Source organism: Calothrix sp. CCY 0018 (genome assembly GCF_963920925.1).
GTDB lineage: Bacteria > Cyanobacteriota > Cyanobacteriia > Cyanobacteriales > Nostocaceae > Rivularia.
Window position 1 is genome coordinate 66,264 of record NZ_CAWUDI010000014.1, and the last position, 12,260, is coordinate 78,523.

Sequence of the window (12,260 nt, forward strand, 5' to 3'; positions counted from 1 at the left end):
TTCGGAATATTAGCGCTGACTTATTTACTATCTTAAAAACTTTAATAACTTCCCTGTGGTACATTCTTCAAAGACGCAACTCTAGAATGCAACAATTTTACAAAAGTATCGCTAACTGTATGATCGTTAGTATTAGCAGCATATAAAATTAAAGTCTCTCGTAATTGAAATGCTGCATCGGATTCCAGCAAGTTTGCTAATAAAAAGTAAACTCCGCGAAAACGTGGATCTCCTATATGTTGGTTTAACCTGATTTGGATTTCATCGCTGTCACCAATAAAGTTTTGTACTAAGAAGAAATCCATGATTTTATCGTGACGGAAATACCATTCTTTCATGGGTTCGCCATTTTTACTTTGCCACTGACGGCTGATAACCATTTTATATTTTTGATCTTCTAAGCTGAGTAATTCTTGATGATATTCTTCCGCATCTAAAGTTGTACCGTCGTTAAGTCGCATTTCATAGACGGATGATGAGAACTTTTTCAACGGAAACGAATGTCCCCATTCTTGTTTATATTCAGCAGCTACTAAATTATATTGTTGTTGTTGCAAGCGAAATAAATCTGGTTGTTTGCCTTGTGATAGCATTTGGGCAACCAAAGTTAAATCCATTGGGTTAGAAAGTACCCGTTCGATCGCTGCTAATTCTTCTTGTGGTTGTTTTTTATGGAAAGCTTGTTTGAGATATTTTTTGCAGGCTTTTTCGTATTCAGCACCTTGTACGGTAACATTACCGTTGTCTAATTGGCGAGAAATCAAAAATTCTTCTATTTGTTGTTCTTGTAAAGGTTTTAAATAAAATATTTTAGCTGTCGTCGGGGGTTCCCATTCCAAGGGTTGAGTAGACATGATGATATTACCCCGGAAATAGCTTTCGACAAACTGTTTGATTAACGATCTAGTATCTGCTGTAACTTCATTTAATCCATCGATGCAAATGTCAATTGCGCCGCTATAAATCAAGTTTTTCAAGAATCCAGCATCTTGTGCTTGCCCGTGTAACTTTGCTTGAATCGCTGCAATTACACCTTTTTCGCATTTGCTAGCAAGTAAATATACTACTGTTTGTTGAGAAGATTTTGCTAGATGTTGCAGAAACATTGACTTACCCAAACCAGAATCACCGATTAAGACAGTTTGTCCTTTGATATTTGGTATTGCTGCGGTAATTTTTTGGAATTGTTTTGAATCTCGATTTTTGACAATCCTTGATGATGAAAAGTAGGATTTTTCGGTAAAGTTATCTAATTGAGCATCGGCGAGTAAAGAAGGTTGGAATGGTTGAAATAGTTTGCGACGCAGGAAAGGAACCCAGGTAAGTAGAAAGCCGACGTAACCCATACCGAAAATTTTTCTTACCCAAGGATTCCAGAAAAATATGGCTTGAATTTGGGGAAATTTGGGGTAAGCGAAGATGAGTAACAGCCAGAAAGCAGCGTGAATAAAGATGATATTTCTGAAATTGAAAAACCACTGCCAACCTTTAAGCTTAATGATTACCGACTCTATGGAATCAGCTTCGTTGTATCCAGATTTTTTGAGATTATTGTAATGGGTTTGCAGTAATACGATGTCTTGGGGTTGCCAAGAAACAAGTTTGCTAACTTGAACAATTCTATAAGCTAAGTCTTTGCGTAATCTTAAGCCTTCGCTGGGTTGCCAGATTTTAGCAAAGAGTTCTAAGGTTTTTTTAGCTTCCTTGTGGGTGAGTTTGGTGGGAATTTTGCTGTTGTCATGGTGTGCGAGCCATTTTAGTAGGGTTTTTACTTCCTCAGTTCCACCAGAGAGGAAATAGGTTCGGAAGCGCCATTCGTCTGAATCGTATTGCCTTGGGTAATAGAAGTTGTTTAAAATCAACAGAACTTGATTAAAATTTGGCTTTTCAATTTTTCCTAAAGCTTCTGCTGCACTACTGCGAACATATGATTCAACCTGTTCATCTTTGAGGATAGCGAGAATATCTTTAACGTAGGGTTTGGCTGCATCCCCTAAATTTGCTAATGCATAAGCTGCACCACTGCGAAGATTTGAGTCAACCTGTTCATCTTTGAGGATAGCGACAATATCTTCAACGTATGGTTTGGCTGCATCCCCTAAATTTGCTAATGCATAAGCTGCACCACCGCGAAGATTTGAGTCAACTTTTACTTTTTCATCTTTGAGGATAGCGACAATATCTTTGATGTAGGGTTTGGCTGCATCCCCTAAATTTGCTAATGCGAATAATGCACCACCGCGAACATCTGAATCAACTTTTTCATCTTTAACGATAGCGACAATATCTTTGATGTAGGGTTTGGCTGCATCCCCTAAGTTTGCTAATGCGAATAATGCACCACCGCGAACACCTGAATTAACTTTTTCATCTTTAACGATAGCGAAAATATCTTGAACGTAGGGTTTGGCCGCATCCCCTAAATTCCCTAGTGCCGAAGCTGCACCGTAGCGAAAATTTAAATCAACTTTTTCATCTTTGACGATAGCGAGAATATCTTGAACGTAGGGTTTGGCTGCATCCCCTAAATTTCCTAATGCCTGTGCTGCAACACCGCGAACATATGATTCAACTTTTTCATCTTTGAGGAAAGCGAGAATATCTTTAACGTAGGGTTTGGCTGCATCTCCTAAATTCCCTAATGCCGAAGCTGCACTACCGCGAACATTATCATCAACCTTTTCATCTTTGAGGATAGCGAGAATATCTTCAATGTAGGGTTTGCCTGCATCCCCTAAATTTCCTAAAGCTTGTGCTGCACTACCGCGAACATTATCATCAACCTTTTCATCTTTTAGGATAGCGAGAATATCTTTAACGTAGGGTTTGGCTGCATCCCCTAAATTCCCTAATGCCGAAGCTGCACTACGGCGAACTTCTGAATCAAGCTTTTCATCTTTCAACACATTAGCGGCTTTCTTAGCTATCTTCTTTGCTTCCTGTTGATTAAAATGTTTGAGTTCGTATTCTCCTAACTTATGGAAAGCAAGTTCCTGTACTTTCGGATAACCATCATCCAGCGCAGCGACAATACCGTTAATATGCCAGTCTTTTGGCTCCGGCTTGGGTGCTTCTTTCGCATTTACCCAAGGTAAAGACAGTTGAAGAATAAATAAAAACGTAAAAGTAAAAACTAGAAAAAACGAAAACTTTCTTCTAATGCTGGTGATTTTAGACATTGTTGGGGAATAAAGGGGAGTTGGGATTGACAAGAAAGCAGACAATAATTTCTTTAATAAAAGGAAATTACATAATTTCAGCTAGAGATAATAGTCAAATATAATACTTGTATATCTAATTAAGCTTATAAATAATTGCAATAGTTTATACAAGGGTTATCGTATGTTTACTTCAGTATCAGTTTCGCGGATTCCAGAATTAAGGAATATTGATATTTTTTGAGAGTGGTTTGATCTCAAGCACCTTCTAGCTAAGTGGTATAAACAAAAAAAGGTGCGTTGCGCTTTGCGACAACACACCCTACGAAAAAATAATTTTGTTCAAGAATCAAAGCTAATTTCTATAAAATATTTCAAAATATTTCAAATCTTCAATTTACCAATCTTTTTTTCAATTCAGCTTCTAATTGTTCGTCTGTACTAACTACAACTCTCCCCGGTTTTGCTCTCATAATTAAAAGATAATGTTGAATCATTGAGTCAAAATCTGGGGTACTCATTCTACAAAACTCCAATCACGATTTTCTAAAATTACTAATTCTATTTCTTCTCCAGCCAGAAAATCAATTATCTTCGTCCTTTCATCTATCCTAATAAGACTAATTGTTTGATACATAGTAGTTATAGAAGCACTGAGTACAAAACAATTTTTTAGCTGTTCTGCTGTTGGTAGTCCCACTACATTAATGTTAAATACACCCCGAAAATTTAACCACTAAGTTATTTATTATCTGATAATATCTATAAACAAAAAAGGTGCGTTGCGCGCAGCAAGGAAGACAACGGCAACCCAAGGGGGAGGATGGCAGGCAGTTTTGCGGCTGTGTTCATCTACACCCTTCGGGTAACGCTAACAGCAGTTGCTCATCGGGGAAACCCCCTCGAAAGCGCACTGCTTCACCTCAAACTGCTTCGAGAATCCACATAGTCCCATTCCCAATCCGCCGACAGCCGCAGCAGCATATGACAAATAATCACCGTTAAGGTTCATTGTTGCCAAAATTGAAGGAGTTCTGATAATACTTATACTAATGATAAAAATATACATATCGAAACTAGTTTAGAGGAATTTGTTCAATAGTAAAATAGACAAAGCATTGTAAAATACCAGAAGCAAGATGCATACAAGAATTATGCGATGTAAGTCAAAAAAAATACTTTGAGCTAGAAGAATATGACATCGATATCTGTAGACAATAATGTTATTCCTGATACGCCTTACTTAGATTTACTAGATAAAGTAAGCTTTAATCCTATTTTTATTATGGGAGATCATCGGTCAGGGACAACCTTGTTATATCAGACTTTAGCGGCAACTGGGTGCTTTAACTTTGTCGAGGCATATCATATTATCAAATATGATGAAATCTTATCTAATCATATTAATCAAACTGAGAATCAGGCTATTAAAGAATTAGAGAAACTTTTTGCATCCCAAGGAATAAGCGATCGCCGGGTTGATAAAGTAATGGCGACTCCCAATTTGACAGAAGAGTACGGTTTCATTCTTAAGAAAGTTGATGGAGAGAGGTTGTGCATCGCTCCTGAAAATCTACCTATTTTTCAACAGTTATGCCGCAAAATTCAATTCGTATCAGATTTAGATAAACTTTTGTTGCTTAAGAATCCGTGGGATTTCTCTCAATTTATGTATGTAAATAGCGTTGTTCCCAACGCCAAGTACATTTTTATTCATCGCAATCCAATTCATGTAATTAATTCCAAGTTGAAAGCTGCACGCAGCTTGTTTGCTTCCTATAGTCCCTATAATGCTCTACTTGATAAATCGTATTCGGAGTTGTTCAAAAAACCCGCTAAACTTTTTTCATGCCGAATCAGGAATTCAAAGTGGTTCAATTTGGGATTGGAGCAATATCTCAAGCAATCTATTCGATTTAGTGATTACTTTTTGGAGAATATTGAATCATTATCCGAGAAAAATTACTTATCTCTAAGGTATCAAGATTTATGTGAAGCTCCAGAAGTAAATATCCACAGAATTTTGGAATTTTTAAGTTTGGAACCCAGAGTAACTTTAGATTACCAGAAATTAATTCAACCTCGCCCGATAGAGTTATTACCAGAGGTGAAAAAGCACCGTAAACAAATCACCGAAAAATTACAACCTTATTTTGCTTATCACGGATTTGATTGTTAATTAGACATCTTCGTTTAGGAAAAAGAACTGTATACAAACCTCTCCCCAACCCACTAGAGGCTTTACAATCCCCCTTGCCTGGTAGGGGGGTGAAGTTAGAGTTAAAAATTTAACTAGATAAATTTTTTCCGCAAATGTCTATTGAGGATAACTTTTAACAACTTGATTAAAAAAAGTTGCGTTTGGTGACAACACAACGGCAACCCAAGGGAAAGAAGGGCAGTTTTGCGGCTGTGTTCATCCACACCGCAAACTGCTTACAAAATATTTAATTATTAACTCCTAACTCCTAACTCCTAACTCCTAACTTTTAAAACCTTTTAATAATGGCTTCGGCAAATTCGGAACATTTCAAAGGTTCGACTTTGGGTTCCATTAATCTTGCCAAATCGTAGGTAACTTCACCCGACGCGATCGCTTCTCCCAATCCTTTCTTAATTAAGTCAGCTGCTTCTTGCCAACCCATAAATTCCAGCATCATTACACCAGATAAGATGACGGAACCGGGATTAATTCTGTCTAAACCGGCGTGTTTGGGTGCTGTACCGTGAGTTGCTTCAAATATCGCCGCATTATCACCAATATTGGCTCCTGGCCCCATTCCCAATCCGCCAACTATCGCCGCCGCAGCATCTGACAAATAATCACCGTTAAGGTTCATTGTTGCCAAAATTGAATACTCATCGGGGCGGGTTTGGATTTGTTGGAAAATACTATCGGCAATGCGATCGTTTACCATGATTTTCTCTTTCCATTTGCCGTTGCCGTGAGTTTCCCAAATTGAATTAAGAACTGTCTCTACTTCTTTGACAATTTCCTTTTTCTTCTCTGGTGTCAGGGAATCATAACCTGGATCGACCATGCGAGCATTATCTTCGTGGGAAATATCAGATTTACTTTCCTTATTGCCCAAAATCCAAGATTCTCTTTCGGTAACGCATTCGTCGCGAAATTCCGCAGTTGCTAACTCATAACCCCAATCGCGAAAAGCTCCTTCGGTATACTTCATGATGTTGCCTTTATGCACCAAAGTCACCTGCTGCTTATCTTTCGGCAACCCTAAAGCGTGTTTGATAGCGCGACGTACCAAACGCTGGGAACCAGTTTTACTAATGGGCTTAATTCCAATTCCGGAATCTAGGGGAATTTGCTTTTTACCGTGTTCGGGAGTAGCGGGAATCAATTCCTCGTTAAGCAATTTGATCAGTTTTTGACCAATTTCATCTCCCTGCTTCCACTCAATCCCTAAATAAATATCTTCGGTATTTTCCCGATAGACTATGACGTTAAGTTTTTCAGGACTTTTGTGAGGTGAAGGAGTACCGGGATAGTAGCGACAGGGACGCACGCAGGCGTAAAGTTGAAAAATTTGTCTTAAGGCTACATTCAAAGAACGAATTCCTCCACCAACGGGAGTTGTCAAAGGTCCTTTTATAGCAACGCCATATTCTTTAATTGCCGTCAAAGTATCTTGTGGTAAATACTGGTATGTCCCGTATAAATCGCAAGCTTCATCACCCGCGTAAACCTTGTACCAGTTAATTTGTTTTTTACCGTTATAAGCCTTTTTTACCGCAGCATCTAATACTTTTTGCGTAGCAGGCCAAATATCAATACCCGTACCATCGCCGCGAATAAAGGGAATTATCGGATTATCGGGAACTTGTGGTTCACCGTTTTTAAAAGTAATCTTTTCTCCGCTTGTAGGGGCTTTAATTTTTTCGTACATTACAAACTCCATCGAGGTTAAGCAGCGAGACTTTCAAATTTTGTCATGTCTTGCTTTCATTAAACTAGGAGATGCAGTTTTAAATTCCCCAAATAGCACCATGATGAGATGTGGAAAAGTGCTTTACTCTTGAATATACAACAAAACAAGCAGTCGGGAGATGGGAAACTGAAAAAAAATTAGCAAAAAGCTGATTCGGAAAAAACTAATGAGCAAAATGAGGGCAGTTCATGAGAAAATATTCCTCTAGACGGGCGAGACGCACCTCCGAGATGGCAGCAAAGTCTTTGTAAAAAAGAGGCTATTTGTACTTTAATTAATTGGCTGCAAGTTGAAAAACCGTCTTTGCTTGATAAAAAATTGCCCATTAGCTTGTTCATTAATTGAATTGCGTTTCACGAATAAAAGCATGACAGACCCCAAAATTTCCTACGGTAGTAACAGCGATATTGAATCCCTTAGTCTCCAGTTAACCGAAGGGTCTGAAAAAAATCAAAAGCAGTTAGTGGAAAAACTGGCTACTTTTGGTACCGAAGGATTAAAGGTATTAATGGAGTTTTTATTAAAGCGTCGGGATATTTCAGCAAATATAGTCGATGGTAAAGTCTATCAAGTTCTTTATCAGTCGGATTTTCCTGAAATTAAAGAATTTTTAAATAGTAATTTTCCTCAAGGAATTGTACCGCTAAAATCCGAGTGCAATATTGATTATTCCGAATTGCAAAAGCTGCTGGCAAACCAAGAATTTGAAGAAGCCGACCGTTTGACGCTACAAAAAATGTGCGAAATTTCAGGTGAGGAAGCAGTAAAAAGAAAATGGCTGTATTTTTCCGAAGTGCAAAAATTTCCCATCACCGATTTGCAAACGATTGATAAACTGTGGTTAATTCATTCCGAAGGCAAATTTGGCTTTTCCGTACAGCGGGAAATGTGGCTGGGTTTAAGAAAAAATTGGGAAAATCTTTGGGTAAAAATTGGTTGGAAAAAAGGTAACAATTGGACTCGCTATCCCAACGAATTTATTTGGAGTTTAGATGCACCCAGAGGTCATTTACCTTTATCAAATCAGCTACGTGGAGTCAGAACTATTTCCTCTTTGCTATCTCATCCGGCTTGGGAGAAGTAATTTAGGTAATTGGTAATTGGTAATTGGTAAAATCAATTATTTTAAGGAAAAATATTGTGATAAATGCAAGTAAGCAAGAATTCTATGTAATTATTGAGCGCGATGAAGATGGATACTATGTTGGGGAAGTTCCGCAACTGAAAGCTTGTTATTCGGTTCGGAGAAACAATTGATGAGTTAATAGAAAACATTAAAGAAGTTATAGAACTTTGCTTGGAATAAAACATAGAATTAATCTAATAGCTTTCCTAATCCCCAATCTCCAACTAAAAATCAAAAATCAAAAATCAAAAATCAAAAATTGAACAATGGCTAACGTTACTCTAGAAAGCATCAAGCGTAAATTCAACAACGTCACCGCCATAGATGACATTACTTTCACTATTCCTGATGGTGAATTTTGGGTTTTGGTGGGGCCTTCGGGATGCGGTAAGTCTACTATTTTAAGAACTATTGCGGGTTTAGAATCTGCGACTTCTGGCAAACTTTTTATTGGGGACAAGTTGATGAATAATGTCCCTGCCAGAGCGCGAGATGTGGCTATGGTGTTTCAAAATTACGCGCTTTATCCCCATATGAGCGTGGCAGAAAATATTGCTTTTGGCTTGAAAATGCGAAAAGTTGACTCGAAAGTTATTCGGGAAAGAGTGGAAACCGTAGCGCATTCACTTTCCTTAGATAATTTACTCGAACGCAAACCCAAACAACTTTCCGGGGGACAGCAGCAACGGGTAGCCTTGGGAAGGGCGATCGCCAGACAGCCACAGGTATTTCTATTAGATGAACCTTTATCAAATTTGGACGCGCAGTTGCGAGACGATACGCGGGCTGAGTTAAAGCAGCTACATCAAAATATTGGTATTACTACGGTATATGTCACCCACGACCAAGTAGAAGCTATGACGTTAGCCGATAAAATTGTAGTGCTGAGTGGCGGACGCATTCAGCAAATTGGCGAACCGCAAGATATTTACGCTAATCCCGCTAACCGGATGGTGGCAAATTTCTTAGGGAACCCACCGATGAATATTATACCGGGAAAATGTACTGCTGCTGGCTTTGATGTCAACGATCAATTATTAACTGTTGCTGAAAATATTAAAAATAAATTGCGTTTATCTGAGGGACAAAATATTGATTTGGGCATTCGTCCCGAAGACATACAGATCGGTGAAAAATCTCAAGCTGAATTGCAAGTAGAAGTGAAATTAGTCGAACCTTTGGGAAGAGAAACACTGATTCGCGTCGCTATATTAGGTAGCGGGACAATATTGAATGTACAAACAGGTGGAAATATACGTTTACGCGCTGGCGATAAATTGAATTTACAATTAGATTTGCAAAAATTATTTTTATTTGATTCGGTTACTGGGGATAGGTTGTATCCATAAATAGTTAGAAGTTAGGAGTTAGGAGTTAGGAATTAGGAGTTATTTAACCTTTAACCTTTCGTCACCTTTTTAGTATAAATATACTTTTTAACTTATTAATCACGTTATTTATAACAAAAATATAGTTAATAATTATTTTTTGGTATGCAGGTATAAATTATGGAATATATTCTTCTAGGAATCTATACATTAATCAGTATTTTAACTGGTATTATAGTAGGCATTTTATGGTTTATAAGAGCAAAAAAAACTTATTTTAAAAAGTGGTATCTTGGTTTTATTTATATATTTTTTAGTATTACTATTAGTACTCTTGTTATTATTCTTTTTGCAGCCTTTGTTTGGATATTAGAAAGTAGTAATCGTAGGTTTAATATTAATTTTTTTTTACAATCTTTAAATAATACCATTCATGCATGGGGTTTTACTAGTGGTTTTATAAGTATGATTATTTTCATAATCGGTATAATCGGTTACGGTCTGATTAGATTCTTTGAAAAGCATTAGTGCAAGTAACGCAGCGTACTTTTTTTCACATTCCTAAATTATCTATTAGTAAAACTTTTTATATTTGCATTTTCTAGGCTTGCATTTGATAAGCACTATACTTAAGGTTTTTGTATTCAGCTATTAATAAAATTATGAAACCCGCGCAGGCGGGTTTTGTTTGTGTAGCAGCGGTTTCAACCGCCGGGTGGCTTCGGGAGGAAAACCGATTACTTGTTCGCCAAAAAGTTAATAAACAGCTTTTCCTTACAGCCAATCCCGAAAAGCTGATACTTCATCGACACCAATTTCAAAGGATGTTGCTTTACCAGGAGGTGCATTTACTACGATTCTAGCACTCGAAGCCAGGGGTTCAAGTTTCATTCCCAATTGGACAATATTGCTGACTATATGCCAGTAAGTTACTATATCCGGCGCGTGAATCACTAATGTCAAATATTCAGCGTTAATAGTAAGATACCAAAAACAACTTGATATCAATGCTTGCGTGATAGCGTCACAAGAATCGTAAAAACATTTTCCTGTGGTTCTTTCTAGTTCTAAAAGCAACATTTTGTCGCCTTTTGTCACTTCTGTCGGTGGTAAATCATCGGCATGAAGGAAAGATTTATTCATAATAATAGCCCTCTGTGTTATTCAATTTAGGATTTAGGATTTAGGATTTAGGATTTATCCTCTTTCTAAAATCCATAATTTACGCAGAGAAGTTTAATTTAACCCGCTATAATATTGCTAACAATTAACTTAGAAAAAAATAGAATTTCTATTATCTAAGCCCTGAAAAATTACAGCTTTTGCATCGTTGCTGCGCTCAACCAGGTCATTAACAACATTTGCGAAATTGAAAATTTATTTATTTGGAAACCCACTGCAAATCTAACCACATACGGGGGTCAGATTGCTTTATCTTAGACATTGGATCTCTTAACAAACGTGAAGCATTACGAAATACAACCTGAATTAGCCCCATATTCTCGGCGACATCCGTAAGTTTTGGTTTGTGACTTTCTACATAAGATATGATTTCCTCTGGACAATAAATTACTATGTGTTGGAAGCTTTTACGAGGTCTTCCCCAATAGTTTGTGACAACTTTCACATAACAGCCATCAAGCACCTCTCCTAGTTTTGGATAATACTCGTTGATGACTCGAATAAATTCATTAGCAAGAGTGTCTTCGCTAATCATCTGTCAACATAAATCTGTAGATTTTAAGGCATTAATAATATAACATATATTCTTTTTTTAATAAATACTACTATTGATTGATTTGTAATTTTATTTGTTGATTAGATAAATAATTAAGGGTGTTTTTATTGTTTTTTGTGATGATAAAATTAATTAAAAAAAAGGGAACAGGGAATGGGGAACAGGGAACAGGAATAAGAATAGGAATTAGGTAACAAGAAAAAATATATAGAGAAAACGTAGGGTGCGTTGCTAGGCTGTTGACTTTGATAAGATTTCCGGGCTTTTTATTCATACAACTTTTATGCCGGTAACAATCGCAACCGGCAATCCCTCACCCCGCCTCCGGCACCCCTCTCCCAAGCTTGGGAGAGGGGAGGGGGAGAGGGCAATATCTTTGGGGCAAACACGTTTTTTGCATAATTTTAATCCCCTAAAAAAGCACAAAGTCAACAGCCTAGTGCGTTGCGCTCTGCGACAACGCACCATCCTGCTAATGTTATTTATGTTTTTTATTCTGTTCCCGGTTCCCCATTCCCTGTTCCCTTTTTTTAACGATAATTTTTCTTACCCACCTACTTATAAAAAAATGGCTTTCTTAAAAGAAGAAAACCATTAAAACGTGCAAAAAAATTTAGGAATTAGATAGAATATTTAGCTCAATGATATTATCGAGTATTGCGTTCGCAAACTAACACTTCTGCAAGCAATTCTGGTAAATCGCTAAGATCGGTATATCCTTCACAACCGCGAATAGGCGAGATAAATGTATAGTTGGGGTCGCATTCTGCGGTATCGTAAACTTGAAAGTACCACCGATCGGGAAAACCAGATATAGCAACTTCGATAATATACCAACTTTGACCAATGAGGCGACAATCAATAACTGTAAACCAGTCTCTATATTCGTCTGCTATGTTCCATTCGTTAAGAATAAATTCTACAGCAATTTGCTCTGCCTCATTCGCCGTCAATTGCATT

General features: G+C 37.4%; 12 protein-coding genes and 1 pseudogene. 5 read left to right on the forward strand and 8 right to left on the reverse strand.

The window, feature by feature from the left end:
- Positions 1 to 41 precede the first annotated feature (41 nt).
- The 4 genes from ACM03V_RS12425 to ACM03V_RS12440 form a co-directional block, all read right to left on the reverse strand.
- Positions 42 to 3,179, reverse strand: coding sequence for a HEAT repeat domain-containing protein (locus tag ACM03V_RS12425; RefSeq protein ID WP_414621091.1), 3,138 nt, complete (start codon positions 3,177 to 3,179; stop codon positions 42 to 44).
- Positions 3,180 to 3,550: 371 nt separating this feature from the next.
- The gene (locus tag ACM03V_RS12430; RefSeq protein ID WP_414621092.1) at positions 3,551 to 3,679 is read right to left on the reverse strand and encodes a hypothetical protein; all 129 of its coding nucleotides are present in this window, start codon (positions 3,677 to 3,679) and stop codon (positions 3,551 to 3,553) included.
- The gene (locus ACM03V_RS12435) at positions 3,676 to 3,858 is read right to left on the reverse strand and encodes a DUF6888 family protein (protein WP_414621093.1); all 183 of its coding nucleotides are present in this window, start codon (positions 3,856 to 3,858) and stop codon (positions 3,676 to 3,678) included. Before ACM03V_RS12435 ends, ACM03V_RS12430 begins: the two co-directional genes overlap by 4 nt.
- A 171-nt stretch (positions 3,859 to 4,029) precedes the next feature.
- A complete protein-coding gene (locus ACM03V_RS12440) occupies positions 4,030 to 4,227 on the reverse strand; it encodes a hypothetical protein (RefSeq protein WP_414621168.1) in 198 nt (65 codons plus the stop codon).
- Positions 4,228 to 4,353: 126 nt separating this feature from the next.
- On the opposite strand from ACM03V_RS12440, the gene ACM03V_RS12445 reads away from it, so the two are divergent.
- On the forward strand, positions 4,354 to 5,337 hold the full coding sequence (locus ACM03V_RS12445) for a sulfotransferase (RefSeq protein ID WP_414621094.1): 984 nt from the start codon (positions 4,354 to 4,356) through the stop codon (positions 5,335 to 5,337).
- Positions 5,338 to 5,647: 310 nt separating this feature from the next.
- Here the strand turns inward: ACM03V_RS12445 and ACM03V_RS12450 are convergent, their stop codons facing one another.
- On the reverse strand, positions 5,648 to 7,066 hold the full coding sequence (locus ACM03V_RS12450; protein WP_414621095.1) for an NADP-dependent isocitrate dehydrogenase: 1,419 nt from the start codon (positions 7,064 to 7,066) through the stop codon (positions 5,648 to 5,650).
- A gap of 409 nt (positions 7,067 to 7,475) precedes the next feature.
- Between ACM03V_RS12450 and ACM03V_RS12455 the strand changes: the two genes are divergently transcribed.
- From ACM03V_RS12455 to ACM03V_RS12470, 4 genes and pseudogenes are all read left to right on the forward strand, one after another.
- A complete protein-coding gene (locus tag ACM03V_RS12455; RefSeq protein WP_414621096.1) occupies positions 7,476 to 8,192 on the forward strand; it encodes a GUN4 N-terminal ARM-like repeat domain-containing protein in 717 nt (238 codons plus the stop codon).
- A 56-nt stretch (positions 8,193 to 8,248) separates the two neighbouring features.
- Positions 8,249 to 8,414 (forward strand): annotated as a pseudogene (locus ACM03V_RS12460) (type II toxin-antitoxin system HicB family antitoxin).
- Positions 8,415 to 8,500: 86 nt separating this feature from the next.
- Positions 8,501 to 9,583, forward strand: a complete 1,083-nt coding sequence (locus tag ACM03V_RS12465; RefSeq protein ID WP_414621097.1) for an ABC transporter ATP-binding protein — start codon at positions 8,501 to 8,503, stop codon at positions 9,581 to 9,583.
- A 159-nt stretch (positions 9,584 to 9,742) separates the two neighbouring features.
- A complete protein-coding gene (locus ACM03V_RS12470) occupies positions 9,743 to 10,090 on the forward strand; it encodes a hypothetical protein (RefSeq protein ID WP_414621098.1) in 348 nt (115 codons plus the stop codon).
- Between the two features lie 246 nt (positions 10,091 to 10,336).
- On the opposite strand, the gene ACM03V_RS12475 is transcribed toward ACM03V_RS12470, so the two are convergent.
- The 3 genes from ACM03V_RS12475 to ACM03V_RS12485 form a co-directional block, all read right to left on the reverse strand.
- Positions 10,337 to 10,705: a hypothetical protein gene (locus tag ACM03V_RS12475; protein ID WP_414621099.1), complete on the reverse strand. Its 369-nt coding sequence runs from the start codon at positions 10,703 to 10,705 to the stop codon at positions 10,337 to 10,339.
- 238 nt (positions 10,706 to 10,943) lie between these two features.
- Positions 10,944 to 11,279, reverse strand: coding sequence for a hypothetical protein (locus ACM03V_RS12480; protein ID WP_414621100.1), 336 nt, complete (start codon positions 11,277 to 11,279; stop codon positions 10,944 to 10,946).
- Positions 11,280 to 11,947: 668 nt separating this feature from the next.
- Positions 11,948 to 12,259, reverse strand: a complete 312-nt coding sequence (locus ACM03V_RS12485; RefSeq protein WP_414621101.1) for a hypothetical protein — start codon at positions 12,257 to 12,259, stop codon at positions 11,948 to 11,950.
- Between the last annotated feature and the right edge of the window lies 1 nt (position 12,260).

What these genes read in the sequence shown, in the direction of transcription:
- ACM03V_RS12425 (WP_414621091.1), bottom strand. Translation starts at nt 3,179, where the DNA reads ATGTCTAAAATCACCAGCATTAGAAGAAAGTTTTCGTTTTTTCTAGTT.
- ACM03V_RS12430 (WP_414621092.1), bottom strand. Translation starts at nt 3,679, where the DNA reads ATGAGTACCCCAGATTTTGACTCAATGATTCAACATTATCTTTTAATT.
- ACM03V_RS12440 (WP_414621168.1), bottom strand. Translation starts at nt 4,227, where the DNA reads ATGTATATTTTTATCATTAGTATAAGTATTATCAGAACTCCTTCAATT.
- ACM03V_RS12445 (WP_414621094.1), top strand. Translation starts at nt 4,354, where the DNA reads ATGACATCGATATCTGTAGACAATAATGTTATTCCTGATACGCCTTAC.
- ACM03V_RS12450 (WP_414621095.1), bottom strand. Translation starts at nt 7,066, where the DNA reads ATGTACGAAAAAATTAAAGCCCCTACAAGCGGAGAAAAGATTACTTTT.
- ACM03V_RS12455 (WP_414621096.1), top strand. Translation starts at nt 7,476, where the DNA reads ATGACAGACCCCAAAATTTCCTACGGTAGTAACAGCGATATTGAATCC.
- ACM03V_RS12465 (WP_414621097.1), top strand. Translation starts at nt 8,501, where the DNA reads ATGGCTAACGTTACTCTAGAAAGCATCAAGCGTAAATTCAACAACGTC.
- ACM03V_RS12470 (WP_414621098.1), top strand. Translation starts at nt 9,743, where the DNA reads ATGGAATATATTCTTCTAGGAATCTATACATTAATCAGTATTTTAACT.
- ACM03V_RS12475 (WP_414621099.1), bottom strand. Translation starts at nt 10,705, where the DNA reads ATGAATAAATCTTTCCTTCATGCCGATGATTTACCACCGACAGAAGTG.
- ACM03V_RS12480 (WP_414621100.1), bottom strand. Translation starts at nt 11,279, where the DNA reads ATGATTAGCGAAGACACTCTTGCTAATGAATTTATTCGAGTCATCAAC.
- ACM03V_RS12485 (WP_414621101.1), bottom strand. Translation starts at nt 12,259, where the DNA reads ATGCAATTGACGGCGAATGAGGCAGAGCAAATTGCTGTAGAATTTATT.